The sequence below is a fragment of the Streptomyces sp. NPDC025784 genome (assembly GCF_055558435.1).
Genome location: NZ_JBVHMN010000003.1, coordinates 39,471 through 55,508, shown reverse-complemented (window position 1 = coordinate 55,508; position 16,038 = coordinate 39,471). Strand labels below are relative to the sequence as shown.

Annotated in this window: 13 protein-coding genes and 1 tRNA gene; 7 read left to right on the top strand and 7 right to left on the bottom strand. The window is 69.7% G+C overall.

What is annotated here, in order from left to right; all coding sequences use genetic code 11:
* Nucleotides 1-19: 19 nt before the first annotated feature.
* Nucleotides 20-1,513: an MFS transporter gene (locus ACZ4IF_RS09750; protein ID WP_467561212.1), complete on the bottom strand. Its 1,494-nt coding sequence runs from the start codon at nucleotides 1,511-1,513 to the stop codon at nucleotides 20-22.
* Nucleotides 1,514-1,609: 96 nt separating this feature from the next.
* Between ACZ4IF_RS09750 and ACZ4IF_RS09745 the strand changes: the two genes are divergently transcribed.
* From ACZ4IF_RS09745 to purM, 5 genes are all read left to right on the top strand, one after another.
* Nucleotides 1,610-2,248 carry a TetR/AcrR family transcriptional regulator gene (locus ACZ4IF_RS09745; RefSeq protein ID WP_359494800.1) on the top strand — a complete coding sequence of 213 codons (639 nt, stop codon included), beginning with the start codon at nucleotides 1,610-1,612 and terminating at the stop codon, nucleotides 2,246-2,248.
* A gap of 10 nt (nucleotides 2,249-2,258) precedes the next feature.
* The gene (locus ACZ4IF_RS09740; protein WP_467561210.1) at nucleotides 2,259-3,056 is read left to right on the top strand and encodes a maleylpyruvate isomerase family mycothiol-dependent enzyme; all 798 of its coding nucleotides are present in this window, start codon (nucleotides 2,259-2,261) and stop codon (nucleotides 3,054-3,056) included.
* A gap of 250 nt (nucleotides 3,057-3,306) precedes the next feature.
* Nucleotides 3,307-4,101, top strand: a complete 795-nt coding sequence (locus ACZ4IF_RS09735) for an META domain-containing protein (RefSeq protein WP_467561208.1) — start codon at nucleotides 3,307-3,309, stop codon at nucleotides 4,099-4,101.
* A 61-nt stretch (nucleotides 4,102-4,162) separates the two neighbouring features.
* Nucleotides 4,163-5,689, top strand: coding sequence for an amidophosphoribosyltransferase (gene purF / locus ACZ4IF_RS09730; RefSeq protein ID WP_028804528.1), 1,527 nt, complete (start codon nucleotides 4,163-4,165; stop codon nucleotides 5,687-5,689).
* A gap of 43 nt (nucleotides 5,690-5,732) precedes the next feature.
* Nucleotides 5,733-6,806, top strand: coding sequence for a phosphoribosylformylglycinamidine cyclo-ligase (gene purM, locus ACZ4IF_RS09725; protein WP_467561206.1), 1,074 nt, complete (start codon nucleotides 5,733-5,735; stop codon nucleotides 6,804-6,806).
* A 148-nt stretch (nucleotides 6,807-6,954) separates the two neighbouring features.
* Here the strand turns inward: purM and ACZ4IF_RS09720 are convergent, their stop codons facing one another.
* Together ACZ4IF_RS09720 and ACZ4IF_RS09715 are read right to left on the bottom strand one after the other, a co-directional pair.
* Complete coding sequence (locus ACZ4IF_RS09720; protein ID WP_037615441.1) at nucleotides 6,955-7,209, bottom strand: DUF3073 domain-containing protein; 255 nt, start codon at nucleotides 7,207-7,209, stop codon at nucleotides 6,955-6,957.
* A 312-nt stretch (nucleotides 7,210-7,521) separates the two neighbouring features.
* Entirely contained in the window at nucleotides 7,522-8,607 is a 1,086-nt protein-coding gene (locus tag ACZ4IF_RS09715) for a Leu/Phe/Val dehydrogenase (protein ID WP_345657451.1), read from the bottom strand.
* Between the two features lie 222 nt (nucleotides 8,608-8,829).
* On the opposite strand from ACZ4IF_RS09715, the gene ACZ4IF_RS09710 reads away from it, so the two are divergent.
* Nucleotides 8,830-9,678, top strand: a complete 849-nt coding sequence (locus ACZ4IF_RS09710; protein ID WP_467561204.1) for a DUF8083 family protein — start codon at nucleotides 8,830-8,832, stop codon at nucleotides 9,676-9,678.
* Between the two features lie 568 nt (nucleotides 9,679-10,246).
* Nucleotides 10,247-10,453, top strand: coding sequence for a developmental transcriptional regulator BldC (gene bldC / locus ACZ4IF_RS09705; protein ID WP_003949541.1), 207 nt, complete (start codon nucleotides 10,247-10,249; stop codon nucleotides 10,451-10,453).
* Nucleotides 10,454-10,921: 468 nt separating this feature from the next.
* Here bldC and ACZ4IF_RS09700 read toward each other — a convergent pair whose 3' ends face one another.
* The 4 genes from ACZ4IF_RS09700 to ACZ4IF_RS09685 all read right to left on the bottom strand — a co-directional run bounded on the left by ACZ4IF_RS09700 (nucleotide 10,922) and on the right by ACZ4IF_RS09685 (nucleotide 15,887).
* Nucleotides 10,922-11,113 carry a DUF6274 family protein gene (locus tag ACZ4IF_RS09700; protein ID WP_467561202.1) on the bottom strand — a complete coding sequence of 64 codons (192 nt, stop codon included), beginning with the start codon at nucleotides 11,111-11,113 and terminating at the stop codon, nucleotides 10,922-10,924.
* A 233-nt stretch (nucleotides 11,114-11,346) separates the two neighbouring features.
* Nucleotides 11,347-11,421, bottom strand: a tRNA-Asp gene (locus tag ACZ4IF_RS09695).
* Nucleotides 11,422-11,514: 93 nt separating this feature from the next.
* A complete protein-coding gene (gene hrpA / locus ACZ4IF_RS09690) occupies nucleotides 11,515-15,459 on the bottom strand; it encodes an ATP-dependent RNA helicase HrpA (RefSeq protein ID WP_467561200.1) in 3,945 nt (1,314 codons plus the stop codon).
* A gap of 68 nt (nucleotides 15,460-15,527) precedes the next feature.
* Nucleotides 15,528-15,887: a hypothetical protein gene (locus ACZ4IF_RS09685; protein ID WP_467561198.1), complete on the bottom strand. Its 360-nt coding sequence runs from the start codon at nucleotides 15,885-15,887 to the stop codon at nucleotides 15,528-15,530.
* Between the last annotated feature and the right edge of the window lie 151 nt (nucleotides 15,888-16,038).

Sequence of the window (16,038 nt, the reverse complement as noted above, 5' to 3'; positions counted from 1 at the left end):
CCCACGGGCGGGGCCTTCGTCATGCCGTGACCGATGCGGTGCGCTCCGCGGAGGACCCGGCGACCGTCCGTGTGCGGTCGGGCCGCGGGAGCCTGAGCGCCAGCACCGCGGCCAGGCCCATCAGTGCGGCACCGCACCAGAAGACGGACCGGGTCGCGTCGACGAAGGCATGCACCCCGTCCGCGTGGGCGGCTCCGGTCAGCCGGGCCAGCGCGCTGATGTCGCCCCCGGGGCCGTGCGCCGCGTACAGGCGGGCCAGCACGGTGCCGAAGGCGGCGGTGCCGAGGGCGTTGCCCAGGGTCTGGAAGAAGCGGATGCCGGTGGTGGCGACGCCCAGCTGGTGGCGCGGGGCGGAGTCCTGCACCAGCAGGATCAGCTGGCCCACGAGCTGCCCGAACCCGGCGCCGGCCAGCAGGAGCTCCCCGCGGACCAGCCACAGCGAGGTGTGCGGTCCGGTCGTGGTGGCCAGCAGGGCGAAGGCGACGGCGGTGGTGACCGTGCCGCTGACGGTGAAGGTGCGCGCGGACCAGCCGCGGGCACCGAGCGGGCCGGAGAGCAGCCCGACCGCCGTGAGGCCGACGGCCAACGGGACCAGGTAGAGGCCCGCCGATGAGCTGCTGATGCCGCGGGCGACCTGGAGGTAGACGAGCACGTAGTAGATGGCGCACATCATCGCGCCGCCGAGGATCGCCTGGACGGCGAAGCCGAGGCGCACCTCACGGACGCGGAACAGGGAGAGCGGGAGCACCGGTTCGGGTGCCCGGGTCTGCCGCCACAGGAAGAGGGCGAGGGTGGCGACGGCCGTCACGATCAGGCCGACGACGGCGGGGGAGGACCACGCGTACCGGTTGCCGCCCCAGTCCGTGACCAGGAGCAGGGCGCTGGAGAACGCCGCGGCGAGCAGGGCGCCCGGGTAGTCGACCGGGCGGCGCACGTGCTGTCCGGGGAGCTTCAGGGCGAGGGCGGAGGCGGTCAGCACCACCAGGCCGACCGGCAGGTTGACGTAGAAGATCCAGCGCCAGTTCGCGTGGTCGGCCAGCAGGCCGCCGATCCAGGGGCCGATCGCCATCGCGCCGCCGGCGACCAGTCCGCCGGTGTTGCCGCCCTTGCCCGCGCCCTTCTCCTCGGGGCCCTTGAGGTGGGCGATGACGACCATCGTGACGCTCATCAACCCGCCTCCGCCGAGACCCTGCACGGCGCGGGCCGCGATGAGCTGGGCCATCGACTGGGCGGCGCCGCACACGGCGGAGCCGAGCAGGAAGGTGGCGATGGCGCCGGTGAAGACGCGCTTGGGGCCGAGGGTGTCGCAGAGTTTGCCGTAGAGCGGGAGCATCGCCGCCGAGGCGAGGGCGTAGGCGCTGATCAGCCAAGGAATCTTGTCGATGCCGTGGTCGGGGTCGAGGTCCCGGACGATCGGGACGGTGGCCGCGGACACGATCTGGAGGTCCAGGAGGGCCAGGACGATCGTCACGAGGCAGACGAGGAAGCCGACTTTGCGCTGGGTCTCGGTCATGGGGACCAGCGTGGACTCCATAGATATACCGAGTCAATGTTTTTGCTCGGATGATTTTTCGGCCTGGCTCAAATTTCGCCTTGGTACAGTGCCGGTATGGCCGAAGCGATGGGACTGCGCGAACGCAAGAAGATCCAGACGGCGAAGCGGATCTACCGGATCGCCGTCGCGCTGTTCGTCGAGCGCGGCTTCGACAACGTGTCCGTGCAGGAGGTCGCCGACGCCGCCGAGGTGTCGAAGATGACCGTCTTCAACTACTTCGGCTCCAAGGAGGACCTGGTCTTCCGGCCCATGGAGGAGCACTTCGGCGACGCCGCCCGGGCCGTGCGCGAGCGGCACCCCGGCGAGTCCGCGGTGGACGCCGTGCGCCGGCAGTTCCTGGAGATGGTCGAGACCCGCGACCCGGCGGTCGGCCTGCACGCCGAGCCCTTCGCCGGCCAGGTGCGCCGGCTGGTCATGGAGACCCCGGTCCTGATGGAACGCGCCGTCCTCGGCGCCCAGAAGGGCACCCGCGACCTGGCCGCGCTCCTCGCCGAGGAGACCGGGGACCCGATGCTCGCCGTCATCGCCGCCGCCATGCTGAGCGCCGCCCGCAACGCCCTCATCGAGGAGCACCACGACCGCATCGCCGCGGGCGAGAGCCCGGACGCCGTCGCCGCGGACGCCGCCGAACGCGCCCGGCACGCCTTCGCCCTGATCGAGGACGGCCTGAGCGGATACGCCGTGAAGGCATAGGCTCGCGGGCATGTCCCCGGCCAAGAAGCGCGTCCGCACGTACGACCCCGCCAAGATCCGCGCGGCGGTCCTCGCCCAGTTCGGGAACGTACGGCAGGGCGTCGACTCCCTGACACCGGGGCACCTCGCGCTTCCCACCGGACTGGGCGACTGGAGCGTGCGGGAACTCGTCGCGCACATCGGGACGGCCCTCGGCGCGGTGGGCGTGCTGCTCGGCCGCCCCGAGCCGGCACGGCAGGACGGCACGCTGCTCGACTGGCCGTCCGCCATCCACGCCGACTCCCCGGCCATCGCCGCGTACGCCCATGAGCTCGCCGAGCGGACCCCCGACCTCGCCGCCCACCTGGCCGACACGGAACGGCACTTCACCGCGCTCCTCGCCGAACACCCGGGCACCCGGCTGCTCGACACCAGCGCCGGCGCCCTGCCGCTCGCCGACTACCTGGTCACCCGCACCGTCGAACTCGTCGTCCACACCGACGACCTGAACCGCGCCGTGCCCGGACTCGACATCCCGTACGACCGCCAGGCGCTCGCCGCCTGCACCCGGCTGCTCGCCGACACTCTCGCCGTGAAGGCGCCCGGTGCGTCCACGGAGGTGCGGATCCCGCCGTACGCCGTCGTGCAGTGCGTGGAAGGCCCCCGGCACACCCGCGGCACCCCGCCGAACGTCGTCGAGACCGACCCGCTGACCTGGATCCGGCTGGCTGCCGGACGCACGGAGTGGAAGGCGGCCGTCGAGGACGCGAATGTCAGCGCGAGCGGGGAGCGGGCGGATCTCGGCGGCCTGCTGCCCCTCATGAGCTGAGCGACTGCCCTTCCTGAGCCGAGCCCGCGACCGCGCGGAGAGGTCCCGGTACCGCCGCCCGCGCGGCGAGCCCGCCGCGCCCTGTCCGCGGGTCCTGTCCGAGGGCCCTGTCCGTGAGGCCTGCCCGCAGGGCCCGCCGCCCCCGGTCGCGGGCCCGCCGTCATCCCAGGGACGGGCCGCTGCCCTCCAGGGCGCGCCCGCCGTCACCCCCGAGGGGAACCGACCACCCCACCCCTCCCGTCACATCGGCATGGACAAGCAGCGACTGACCCTCACCGCCCTGACCCTGCTCCCCCTCGCGGTGGCCTGCGGCACCGAGCCGGGCAGCGGCAGCAACTCCGTGGGACCGGGTTCGTCACCGGTCACCGGCGTCCACTGGACCGTCGACAGCCTCACCGTGGACGGCACGACGACGAAGGCACCCGCGAGCGCCTACCTGCGGATCGGCGCGGACGGCCGCGTCAGCGGCAACGCCGGCTGCAACAGCTTCGGCTCGACCGCCACCGTCAAGGGCGACCGCGTCGACTTCGGGGACGTCAGCATGACCGACATGGGCTGCCAGAAGGCCCCCATGGCCTTCGAGCAGCGCCTCGGCCGCGCGCTCGCCGACGGCGGGCTCACCAGCGAGGTCAAGGGCGACAAGCTCACCCTCACCACCCGTGACGGTGACCGTGTCAACCTCACCGAGGAGCAGGACGCCCCCCTCTACGGCACGAAGTGGACCGTCACCGCGCTCGGCGACGCGAACGTCTCCCAGTCCCTGCCCAAGGGCGCCGACGCCCACTTCGTGCTCGACAAGAAGGACGGCACGCTGTCCGGCCGCCTCGGCTGCAACCACGTGTCCGCCGAGGCCACCGTCCGCGACGGCCACCTCACCCTCGGCAGGGCCAAGACCACCCGCATGATGTGCGACGGCTCACTCATGGCCACCGAGAAGACCCTCCTGGGCTTCTTCGACAGCACGGTCCGCTACGACTTGGATCACCGGACCCTCACGCTGACCAGCACAAACGGCTCCGTCGTCAGTGCCGTGGCCGAACGGTGACCCATCAGGGTCCCGTATCCCCAATTCGGACCAGTGGTCGATCTCGCCTACACTCGGACCCGTGCCACGTGGTGACGGTCGACTCAATCATGATCTGCTCCCCGGTGAGAAAGGCCCCCAGGACGCCTGCGGCGTCTTCGGAGTCTGGGCTCCGGGCGAAGAGGTCGCCAAGCTCACTTACTTCGGGCTCTACGCCCTCCAGCATCGGGGCCAGGAATCCGCGGGAATCGCGGTCAGCAACGGCTCCCAGATCCTCGTCTTCAAGGACATGGGCCTCGTGTCCCAGGTCTTCGACGAGACCTCCCTCGGTTCGCTCCAGGGTCATATCGCGGTCGGTCACGCCCGCTACTCGACCACTGGCGCCTCCGTCTGGGAGAACGCCCAGCCGACGTTCCGTGCCACCGCGCACGGCTCCATCGCGCTCGGCCACAACGGCAACCTCGTCAACACGGCTCAGCTCGCCGAGATGGTCGCCGACCTGCCCAAGCAGGACGGCCGCACCACGCGCGTGGCGGCCACCAACGACACCGACCTGCTGACCGCGCTGCTCGCGGCCCAGGTGGACGACGACGGCAAGCCGCTGACCATCGAAGAGGCCTCCGCCAAGATCCTCCCGCAGGTCAGGGGCGCCTTCAGCCTCGTCTTCATGGACGAGCACACCCTCTACGCGGCCCGCGACCCGCAGGGCATCCGCCCGCTGGTCCTCGGCCGTCTGGAGCGCGGCTGGGTGGTCGCCTCCGAGTCCGCCGCCCTCGACATCTGCGGCGCCAGCTACGTCCGCGAGATCGAGCCGGGCGAGTTCGTCGCCATCGACGAGAACGGCCTGCGCACCTCTCGCTTCGCGGAAGCGAAGCCCAAGGGCTGTGTCTTCGAGTACGTCTACCTGGCGCGTCCCGACACCGACATCGCCGGCCGGAACGTGTACCTCTCGCGTGTCGAGATGGGCCGCAAGCTCGCCAAGGAAGCCCCCGTGGAGGCCGACCTGGTGATAGCGACCCCGGAGTCCGGGACGCCCGCCGCGATCGGATACGCGGAAGCCTCCGGCATCCCGTTCGGTGCCGGTCTGGTGAAGAACGCCTACGTCGGCCGGACCTTCATCCAGCCCTCGCAGACGATCCGCCAGCTCGGCATCCGTCTGAAGCTGAACCCGCTCAAGGAAGTCATCAAGGGCAAGCGCCTGGTCGTCGTCGACGACTCGATCGTGCGCGGCAACACCCAGCGCGCCCTGGTGCGCATGCTCCGCGAGGCGGGCGCCGCCGAGGTCCACATCCGGATCTCCTCGCCCCCGGTGAAGTGGCCCTGCTTCTTCGGCATCGACTTCGCGACCCGCGCCGAGCTGATCGCCAACGGCATGACCATCGAGGAGATCGGCGTCTCGCTGGGTGCCGACTCCCTCTCGTACATCTCCATCGACGGCATGATCGAGGCGACCACCATCGCCAAGCCGAACCTGTGCCGGGCCTGCTTCGACGGCGAGTACCCGATGGAGCTCCCGGACCCCGAGCTGCTCGGCAAGCAGCTCCTGGAGACCGAGCTGGCGGCGGGTCCCGCCGCCACGGCCGCGGCTGACGCCATCCGTCGCCCGTAAGCGCCGCAGAGCCCCGTTTCACCAACCCGAAAGATCCCAGGCAATGTCTGAGACCAGTCCTTCCGGTGCTTCCTACGCGGCTGCCGGCGTCGACATCGAGGCGGGCGACCGCGCCGTCGAGCTGATGAAGGAGTGGGTGAAGAAGACGCAGCGCCCCGAGGTCCTGGGCGGCCTCGGCGGTTTCGCCGGCCTCTTCGACGCCTCGGCCCTCAAGCGCTTCGAGCGCCCGCTGCTCGCCTCCGCCACCGACGGCGTGGGCACCAAGGTCGACATCGCCCGCCAGATGGGCGTCTACGACACGATCGGTCACGACCTGGTCGCGATGGTCATGGACGACATCGTGGTGTGCGGCGCCGAGCCGCTCTTCATGACCGACTACATCTGCGTCGGCAAGGTCCACCCCGAGCGCGTCGCCGCGATCGTGAAGGGCATCGCCGAGGGCTGTGTCCTCGCCGGCTGCGCCCTCGTGGGCGGCGAGACGGCGGAGCACCCGGGCCTGCTCGGTCCGGACGACTTCGACGTCGCCGGCGCCGGCACAGGCGTGGTGGAGGCGGACCTGCTGCTGGGCGCGGATCGCATCCGTACGGGTGACGCGGTGATCGCCATGGCGGCCTCCGGTCTTCACTCGAACGGGTACTCGCTGGTCCGTCACGTCCTCTTCGACCGGGCGAACCTGAGCCTCGACCAGCACATCGAGGAGTTCGGCCGCACGCTCGGCGAGGAGCTCCTCGAGCCCACCAAGATCTACTCGCTGGACTGCCTGGCGCTGACCCGGACCACCGAGGTGCACGCCTTCAGCCACGTCACCGGCGGTGGGCTCGCGGCCAACCTGGCCCGTGTCATCCCGGACGGCCTGCACGCGGTCGTCGACCGCGGGACCTGGACCCCCGCCCCGGTGTTCGACCTGGTCGGGAAGCGCGGCGAGGTCGAGCGGCTGGAGCTGGAGAAGACCCTCAACATGGGCGTCGGCATGATCGCGATCGTCCCCGAGGAGTCCACGGACGTCGCCCTCGCCACCCTCGCGGACCGCGGTGTGGACGCCTGGATCGCCGGTGAGATCACCGAGCGCGGCGACCACGCGACGGGCGCGGAGCTGGTCGGCGACTACGCGAACTGAGGCCCGTCGGGCAGCACGAAACCCGGTCCGGCGCTGAGGGCCCGGACCGGGTGAGGTGCACAGATGCAGTTGCTACGAGACGTCCGCTAGGCGAGATCTACGAGAAATCCGCTACGAGAGATCGCGGGAACTGCGAAGGACGCTTGCGTCAAGCGCCGCGACGCTGCGACTGCGGACCGGACTGATCGTCCTCGTCCTCGTCGTCGTCGTTGTAGAGATCCGCGTACTGGGCGTACGGGTCGTCTTCCTCGTCGTCGTCCTCGAACGGCTCGCCATTCGGCGGCTGGCTCGAAGTCGAAGCGCCCAGCTCATTGGCCAGACGCGACAGGTCAGTCCCGCCGCTGCTGTACTTCAGCTGGCGGGCGACCTTCGTCTGCTTGGCCTTTGCCCGGCCGCGCCCCATGGCTCGACCCCCTCGGATACGGGGCTCGGTGGCCCCAGAGTCTTGACACGCGTTCATGATCTGGAACGGGCTCTCCGTGGAGAGACCGGTCCGTAGGGCTTCCACGGTACCTGAGCCCGCGCCCATACGGTACGTCGCCCGCAGGACGCGCCTTCGCCCAGAACCCGCGAGGTGCCCCGTCCCCGCTGGTCAACCGCGATTTTAACCTCTTCTTGGCGTACGACCCGCCGACAGACGTGAGAGTTCTCTCTAAGCGTTCTGTCGGCGGGTCCCTGACAAGTGGCCGAGGGGCCGGAATGTGCGGTTCCGGGGTCAGCGGCGCCGCGCCTCGGCCATCCTCTGCTCGGCGATCCGGTCGGCCGCGGCGGCCGGCGGAATCCCGTCTTCCTTCGCACGTGCGAATATGGCCAGCGTCGTGTCGAAGATCTTCGACGCCTTCGCCTTGCACCGGTCGAAGTCGAAGCCGTGCAGCTCGTCGGCGACCTGGATGACACCGCCCGCGTTGACGACGTAGTCGGGGGCGTACAGGATCCCGCGGTCCGCGAGGTCCTTCTCGACGCCCGGGTGCGCCAGCTGGTTGTTGGCGGCACCGCACACGACCTTGGCGGTGAGCACCGGCACGGACAGATCGTTCAGCGCGCCGCCCAGCGCGCACGGCGCGTAGATGTCGAGGCCCTCGGTGCGGATGAGTGCCTCGGTGTCGGCGACGGCCGTGACGCGGGAGGGGTGCCGCTCCAGGATCCGCTGCACGGACTCGGGCCGCACGTCGGTGATCACGACCTCGGCACCGTCGTCGAGCAGGTGCTGCACCAGGTGGTGCCCGACCTTGCCGACGCCGGCGACGCCGACCTTGCGGCCGCGCAGGGTGGGGTCGCCCCACAGGTGCTGGGCCGAGGCCCGCATGCCCTGGAAGACACCGAAGGCGGTGAGTACGGAGGAGTCGCCGGCGCCGCCGTTCTCGGGCGAGCGGCCGGTGGTCCAGCGGCACTCGCGCGCCACGACGTCCATGTCGGCGACGTAGGTGCCGACGTCGCAGGCGGTCACGTACCGGCCACCGAGCGAGGCCACGAACCGTCCGTACGCGAGCAGCAGCTCCTCGGACTTGATCCGGTCCGGGTCGCCGATGATCACGGCCTTGCCGCCGCCGTGGTCGAGACCGGCCATGGCGTTCTTGTACGACATCCCGCGCGACAGGTTGAGGGCGTCGGCGACGGCCTCCTCCTCGCTCGCGTACGGGTAGAAGCGCGTACCGCCGAGGGCGGGGCCCAGGGCGGTGGAGTGGATGGCGATGACGGCCTTGAGGCCGGTGGCGCGGTCCTGGCAGAGCACGACTTGCTCGTGGCCGCCCTGGTCCGAGTGGAACAGGGTGTGCAGGACGCCGTCGGTTACGTCGGTCACTGTGGTGACTCCCAGGTAATAAGCGGCGGTTGAGTGCGGAGTCCGTGCGGGTGGCGGGCTCCGTGGGCATGAGGGTAGAGCCTGCACCCGCCCGCTATCGGTGCAGTGTTCAGGATCACCTACCTGTGACGTACAGCCATGGTTCGATTTGCATAGATTTCTCGTCAGGTCGTGCGTGGATTTCGCTGGTTTTCCCGGTTGCCGACGGGGGAGGGAGCAGGCGTGCCGAAGGTGTCCTCCGTGATCGTCCCCTACGCGTCGTACCTACGGGTGTACGAACCGCTGGCCGCCTTCCCGGAACCGGAGCGCGGTCACTGGGCGCGCTACGCCCGCCGTACCGACCGCCCCTCGTACCAGGACGAACTGCGCCGCTCGCTGGCCGACTTGCTGCCCACCCCGCCCGTGCCCGTCCCGGTGCACGAGAGCGGAGAGGCCTTCGTGCTGGAGGTCGACGGAGTGGTGTGCGTCTGCCCCTGGCTCACCCGGCTGCGCGGCTGGCTGGCGCTGGGCGACCTGGCCGAGGAGTTCCCGGCGCCCGTGCTCGACGCGGTCCTGCCGCCGCTGGTGCGCCACCAGGCCACCCAGGACTACGAGCGCTGGCTGGCCGCCAACCCCGACGCCCGCCCGTGGATCCGCACCGCGACCTGGCAGGTGCCGCTGAACTGGTTCGTGCTGGTCTCCGACGAGGAGCGGGAGTACGAGAAGGGGGCGGGGCCCGGCGGGGCCGAGCCGGTGCTGCGCTACCGGACACCGATGGTGCAGGCCCGGCGGCGGACGGCCCGGGCCCTGAAGACACTCAAGGACACCCTCGACGACGGCCCCCTGATCGAGGGCCTGGTGGACGTGGGGCGCTGGCTGGAGGAGTTCCACCCGCGTTCGCTGGTGGAACTGGACTACGGGGGGCTCGTGCACGCCCTGCCGGCCGGGCACCTGGAGGGCGACCACTCGGCCGCGGACGTCGCCGAGGGCATCGAGGCGCTGCGCGCCGGGGACGGCGCCGCGGCGGGCGAGGCGTACGGGCGGCTGGTGGAGCGCTGGCGCGCGGTCCGGGACCGGCGCTCCGCGAACTGACCCATGGCGGGCGAAGGGCCCGCCCGTGGTGGTCTTTGGGAGTGTGATCTGCTTCTCACCGGCCGGGTGTCGAACTCGCGTATGGTCCTCACACGCTGAAGAACCCTCACCCCAGGACGTAGGTCCTGATCCGGGCTTATGCGTCAAGCGTGCGTCAAGGGTGACGGATGGCACTTACCTGACTCTTGCATCGCTTGCCCCTCCCCATGTCAAAATAGGACAAGGAGTCCGGGGGAGGACTCTATCCGCCCACGTATGGGTGGAATCTCAGCATTGCACGCTATGGGGGGTCTGATGACTCCTGATCGCCCTGTGACTGATCGTCACAGTGGCGTGACTGTCCGCTATGGCATGGTCCATCGGCTTCCGTCGCTGATGAACACCTGGGAGGGCAATTCCATCGGTTTGGCCGACGCGGCTGGACAGATGGTGTAGTTGTAGTGCCGAGGACAAGCCGTTCGTCCTATAACCGACTCGACTCGCGTCCACCATTTCGGGCAACGCGGGTCAAGGTGCAGAATTTAGAGGAAAGAACCGAGAAGGTTCGGTTCTCCCGAGGAGGCCGCTCATGACCGCTCGCACCCCTGATGCCGAGCCGCTGCTGACCCCGGCTGAGGTCGCCACGATGTTCCGCGTCGACCCCAAGACGGTCACGCGGTGGGCGAAGGCCGGCAAGCTCACATCCATTCGCACGCTCGGCGGGCACCGCCGTTACCGCGAGGCTGAGGTCCGCGCGCTGCTCGCGGGTATCCCGCAGCAGCGCAGCGAGGCCTGAACAACTACATAACCGGGCAAATCGGCAGGTCCCCCAACCTGTCGAGATGTCCACACCAAAGCTCCAAGCGACGCGGGTTCTGCCCCAACAGAGCCCACGCCCAGGCTTTCTAGGCAAGTGACAAGGGTGCGTCGTCGATCGCGCTGGACTCCGCCGGGTCCAGCGCGATCTTTTTTGTGCCCGGACCACGCCCCGGTGGCCGGCCTGTGAGCGGCCTTGTCGGAGTCTGGGGGGCGGTGTCGGATCTCCTGTGCGAGGCCCTGATCAGGGGTGCAATTGCACATATTAAATTGACCAGTTGTAGGCGGGGTGTAAGTTCCGCACTTCTGAAAACTTATGCGGTGACTCCCGTCACATGCCACAGTCCTTGTTACGTGCGAGCCTTGTGAGCTAAGGGAGTTGGGGCCGTATGCGCCGGGGCGCACGCCCAGCGTGCCATCGGGTGGTGACCGCGTCGCACGTCTTTGGTCACGCCTTCGAGGGGCTTTCGTCCTCGGCGGCGCTCTCGACGTCCTCCTCGCCCCGCGAGCCGGGTTCCATGGCCAGTCGCAGGAGCTGGTGGCAGATCGGGCAGTGCCGCGTCAGATGGCGGTACCCGGAGGCGGCCGACAGGTGGGCGCGGAGCAGTGCTCGCGTCTCGTGCCTAGCGGACACCGTCATACGCACCTCCAGGGGGTCGAGGGCCCTGGTTTCCGGGGTACCGGCGGAAAGTGACGCCGTCAAGAGACGGTGCGCCCTCGCGGTCCCCCTCCGCCGCGCACGGCCGCTGTGGACGCGTACGGGCCGCTGTGGCGCTTGCCGGGCCTTCGGGGCTTTTGGGTGTGCCGACGGACACGCCGCTGCCCGCACATGCGAAAGGCCCGGAGCCGAAGCTCCGGGCCTTTCGTTCACTGCGGTCCTGACGGGATTTGAACCCGCGGCCTCCACCTTGACAGGGTGGCGAGCACTCCAAACTGCTCCACAGGACCAGGTTTCGCAGTGCGATTCGTGCGTTGCGCTGCGAGAAGAGACTGTACAGGAGGGTGGGCCCGGGGTCGAACTCACCCAGCGTGCGGGCTCGGTCACGGTGCTGCGGCGTCGATCGCCTTCACGATCCGCTTGTCGGAGACGGGGTACGCCGTGCCGAGCGCGTGGGCGAAATAGCTGACCCGGAGCTCCTCGATCATCCAGCGGATGTCCAGGACCTGCGGCGGGACCGGACGGCCCTGCGGAAGCTGCTCCAGCAGCCACGCGTACTCGTCCTGCATCTCGTGGACCTTCTCCATGCGCGTGGTGTCCCGCTGCACGTTCGTCGGCATCTGCTGGAGCCGGCGATCGGCGGCGACCAGGTAGCGCATCAGGTCGGGCAGCCGGCGCAGCCCGGTCTCCGTGACGAAGCCGGGCTTCACGAGGGCGTCCAGCTGGCCGCGCACATCCGTGAGGTTCGTCAGCAGCGTGGGGCTCCTGACGCCCTTCAGACGGCGCTCACAGGCCTGCCAGGCGGCCAGCACCTGCTGCACCTGCCCGACGGTGCGGACGGTCGTGTCGACGATCTCGGCGCGCACCTTGTCGTACAGCTTCCGGTACGACTCCTCGTCCCACGCCGGGCCGCCGAAGTCACCGATGAGCTTGTCAGCCGCCGCCATGGCGCAGTCGTCGAACAGGGCCTGCACCGAGCCGTGCGGGTTCGCCGACAGGGCGAGCTTCTGGGCGTTGCTGAGCTTGTCCGACGCGAACTTGCCCGGGTTGACCGGAATGTTGCGCAGGATCAGCCGGCGCGTGCCCTTCCACATGGCCTGCTGCTGCTCGGCCTCCGTGTCGAAGAGCCGCACGGAGACGGTGTCGCCGTCGTCGACGAGCGCGGGGTACGCCTTCACGGGCTGGCCCGCCCGGCGCGTCTCGAAGACGCGCGTCAGCGAGCCGATCGTCCAGTCCGCCAGCCCGGTGCGCTCCAGGGACTCGCCGCCCGTGCGCTCGGCCGTCGCCGCCGCGGCCTGCGAGATCGCCTTGCGCGCCTTCGGCTTCAGGCGCAGCTGCAGCGCCTCCAGATCCTTGTCCTCGGCGAGCTTGCGGCGCCGCTCGTCGACGATCCGGAAAGTGATCTTCAGGTGGTCGGGCACCCGGGACCAGTCGAAGTCGTCGGCCGTGAGCGGCACGCCGACCATCCGCTTCAGCTCGCGCGCCATGGTCACGGTGAGCGGCTCCTGGAGGGGAACCGCCCGCTCCAGGAACCGCTGGGCGAAGTTCGGGGCCGGGACGTAGTTGCGGCGGATCGGCTTCGGGAGGGAGCGGATGAGCTCGGTGACGACCTCTTCGCGCAGGCCCGGGATCTGCCAGTCGAAGCCCTCGTCCGTGACCTGGTTGAGGACCTGGAGCGGGATGTGGACGGTCACGCCGTCCGCGTCCGCGCCCGGCTCGAACTGGTACGTGACCTTGAACTTCAGCCGGCCCTGCCGCCAGGTGTCCGGATAGTCGTCCTTGCTGACGTCGCCGGCGCGCTCGTTGATCAGCATTGAGCGCTCGAAGTCGAGGAGTTCGGGCTCGTCGTGGCGCTTGTGCTTCCACCAGGAGTCGAAGTGCGCCCCGGACACCACGTGCTCGGGCACCCGCTGGTCGTAGAAGTCGAACAGCGTCTCGTCGTCCACGAGGATGTCGCGGCGCCGCGCCCGGTGCTCCAGCTCCTCGACCTCGGTCAGCAGCTTGCGGTTGTCGGCGAAGAACTTGTGGTGCGTGCGCCAGTCGCCCTCGACGAGGGCATTGCGAATGAAAAGCTCCCGGGACGCCTCCGGGTCGATCCGCCCGTAGTTCACCTTGCGCTGGGCGACGATCGGCACGCCGTAGAGCGTGACCTTCTCGTACGCCATCACCGCGGCCTGGTCCTTCTCCCAGTGCGGTTCGCTGTACGTCCGCTTCAGCAGGTGCCCGGCGAGCGGCTCGACCCACTCGGGCTCGATCTTCGCGTTGACGCGCGCCCACAGTCGCGAGGTCTCCACCAGCTCGGCGGACATCACGAACCGCGGGGGCTTCTTGAACAGAGCGGAGCCCGGGAAGACCGCGAACTTGGCGTTGCGGGCACCCAGGTACTCGTTCTTCGCGCCGTCCTTGACGTCCTTCATCCCGACGTGCGAGAGCAGGCCCGCGAGCAAGGACACATGGACGCTCTGGTCGGCCGCGTCCTCCTCGTTCAGATGGATGCCCATCTGCTTGGCGACCGTGCGCAGCTGGGAGTAGATGTCCTGCCACTCGCGGATGCGCAGGAAGTTCAGGTACTCCTGCTTGCACATGCGACGGAACGCGGACGAACCGCGCTCCTTCTGCTGCTCACGGACGTACCGCCACAGGTTCAGGAAGGCGAGGAAGTCGCTCGTCTCGTCCTTGAAGCGGGCGTGCTGCTGGTCGGCCTGCGCCTGCTTGTCGGAGGGGCGCTCGCGCGGGTCCTGGATGGAGAGTGCGGCGGCGATCACCATGACCTCGCGCACACAGCCGTTCCTGTCGGCCTCCAGCACCATGCGGGCCAGGCGCGGGTCCACCGGCAGCTGGGCGAGCTTGCGGCCGGTCTGCGTGAGCCGCTTGCGAACGTCCTTCTGGGCCGGGTCCAACGCGCCCAGTTCCTGGAGGAGTTGGACGCCGTCACGGATGTTGCGGTGGTCCGGCGGGTCGATGAACGGGAACTTCTCGATGTCCCCGAGACCGGCCGCGGTCATCTGGAGGATGACGGAGGCGAGGTTCGTACGGAGGATCTCCGCGTCCGTGAACTCCGGGCGCGCGTCGAAGTCGTCCTCGGAGTACAGGCGGATGCAGATGCCGTCGGAGGTACGACCGCAGCGGCCCTTGCGCTGGTTGGCGCTCGCCTGCGAGACCGGCTCGATGGGCAGCCGCTGGACCTTGGTGCGGTGGCTGTACCGGGAGATCCGGGCGGTGCCCGGGTCGATGACGTACTTGATCCCGGGGACCGTCAGCGAGGTCTCGGCGACGTTGGTCGCCAGAACGATCCTGCGGCCGGTGTGCGGCTGGAACACCCGGTGCTGCTCGGCGTGCGAGAGGCGGGCGTACAGCGGCAGCACCTCCGTGAACCGGTAGTTCCTCTTCGTCAGCGCGTCGGCGGTGTCACGGATCTCCCGCTCGCCGGAGAGGAAGACCAGGATGTCGCCCTTGCCCTCGGCCTGGAGCTCCTCGACGGCGTCGCAGATCGCGGTGATCTGGTCGCGGTCGGCGTCCTCGGAGTCCTCCTCCAGAAGGGGCCGGTACCGCACCTCCACGGGATATGTCCGCCCGCTGACCTCGACGATCGGGGCGTCCCCGAAGTGCCGGGAGAAGCGCTCCGGGTCGATGGTCGCGGAGGTGATGACGACCTTGAGGTCCGGCCGCTTGGGCAGCAGCTGGGCGAGATAGCCCAGCAGGAAGTCGATGTTGAGGGACCGCTCGTGGGCCTCGTCGATGATGATCGTGTCGTACGCGCGCAGCTCGCGGTCCGTCTGGATCTCGGCGAGCAGGATGCCGTCCGTCATCAGCTTGACGAAGGTGTTGTCCTGGTTCACCTGATCGGTGAAGCGGACCTTCCAGCCGACGGCCTCGCCGAGGGGGGTGTCCAGCTCCTGCGCGACGCGCTCGGCGACCGTGCGGGCGGCGATACGGCGGGGCTGGGTGTGCCCGATCATGCCGCGCACGCCGCGTCCCAGGTCGAGGCAGATCTTGGGGATCTGAGTGGTCTTGCCGGAGCCGGTCTCGCCCGCGACGATCACGACCTGGTGATCGCGGATGGCGTCCGCGATCTCGTCCCTCTTCTGGCTGACCGGCAGCTGTTCGGGGTACGTGACCGCAGGTATGCGCGCGGCGCGCTCGGCCATGCGGGCCTCGCCCTTGGCGACCTCGGCCTCGATCTCGGCGAGGACGGCCGTGCGGGCCTCGGGCTTGCGGATCTTGCGTGCGCCTTCGAGCCTGCGCCCGAGCCGTTGCGCGTCGCGCAGGGACAGCTCGGCCAGGCGGGGGGCGAGATCGCCCAGGGCGGGGGCGGGATGCGTAGACATACGCGGTCCAGGATCTCACCTCGGCGAAATGACTGGCGAACGCTTTTGTCTCGCGCGTGGCCGCGGGGTCAGGGAGCGCGCTGCGCGGGAGGTTCGGGCGCTGCCGCGGCGGGTGCGGCGGGCGCGGGCTCCCGGGTGGGTACGGGCTCCCGCCGGTGACCGGCCGGACCCGCTCCCGGGGCCATGGACCGGGCGGTGTTGGAGATGGCCTTGATGCCCAGGTAGGCGGTGGTCATGCTGCTCACCGCGGTGAACGCGGAGGTGAGCACGCCGACGATCACGGCCTTGTCGCCGTCGAGCCGCCAGACCCCGAAGACCGCGACGCCGGCGATGGCGAGATTGCTGATGACGACCGACAGCAGCCCGTACCGCGCCCGGTACCTCTCCAGCTCGGTGTCCCGAACGACCGTGGCCTCGTCCCGGCTCATGTCTTCCCCGCCCCCCATGGAACCCGTTCGATCAGCCAGAAGGTAGCGCCGACCGAGTGCGGTGCCAAGCGAGCCGGCCGCACCGGCGATCACGCCTGTCCCGGCGCACGGACAAGGGGCGGACCCGTTCGGGTCCGCCCCTGCTCAAGCC

What these genes read in the sequence shown, in the direction of transcription:
- ACZ4IF_RS09750 (WP_467561212.1), bottom strand. Translation starts at nt 1,513, where the DNA reads ATGACCGAGACCCAGCGCAAAGTCGGCTTCCTCGTCTGCCTCGTGACG.
- ACZ4IF_RS09745 (WP_359494800.1), top strand. Translation starts at nt 1,610, where the DNA reads ATGGCCGAAGCGATGGGACTGCGCGAACGCAAGAAGATCCAGACGGCG.
- ACZ4IF_RS09740 (WP_467561210.1), top strand. Translation starts at nt 2,259, where the DNA reads ATGTCCCCGGCCAAGAAGCGCGTCCGCACGTACGACCCCGCCAAGATC.
- ACZ4IF_RS09735 (WP_467561208.1), top strand. Translation starts at nt 3,307, where the DNA reads ATGGACAAGCAGCGACTGACCCTCACCGCCCTGACCCTGCTCCCCCTC.
- purM (WP_467561206.1), top strand. Translation starts at nt 5,733, where the DNA reads ATGTCTGAGACCAGTCCTTCCGGTGCTTCCTACGCGGCTGCCGGCGTC.
- ACZ4IF_RS09720 (WP_037615441.1), bottom strand. Translation starts at nt 7,209, where the DNA reads ATGGGGCGCGGCCGGGCAAAGGCCAAGCAGACGAAGGTCGCCCGCCAG.
- bldC (WP_003949541.1), top strand. Translation starts at nt 10,247, where the DNA reads ATGACCGCTCGCACCCCTGATGCCGAGCCGCTGCTGACCCCGGCTGAG.
- ACZ4IF_RS09700 (WP_467561202.1), bottom strand. Translation starts at nt 11,113, where the DNA reads ATGACGGTGTCCGCTAGGCACGAGACGCGAGCACTGCTCCGCGCCCAC.
- hrpA (WP_467561200.1), bottom strand. Translation starts at nt 15,459, where the DNA reads ATGTCTACGCATCCCGCCCCCGCCCTGGGCGATCTCGCCCCCCGCCTG.
- ACZ4IF_RS09685 (WP_467561198.1), bottom strand. Translation starts at nt 15,887, where the DNA reads ATGAGCCGGGACGAGGCCACGGTCGTTCGGGACACCGAGCTGGAGAGG.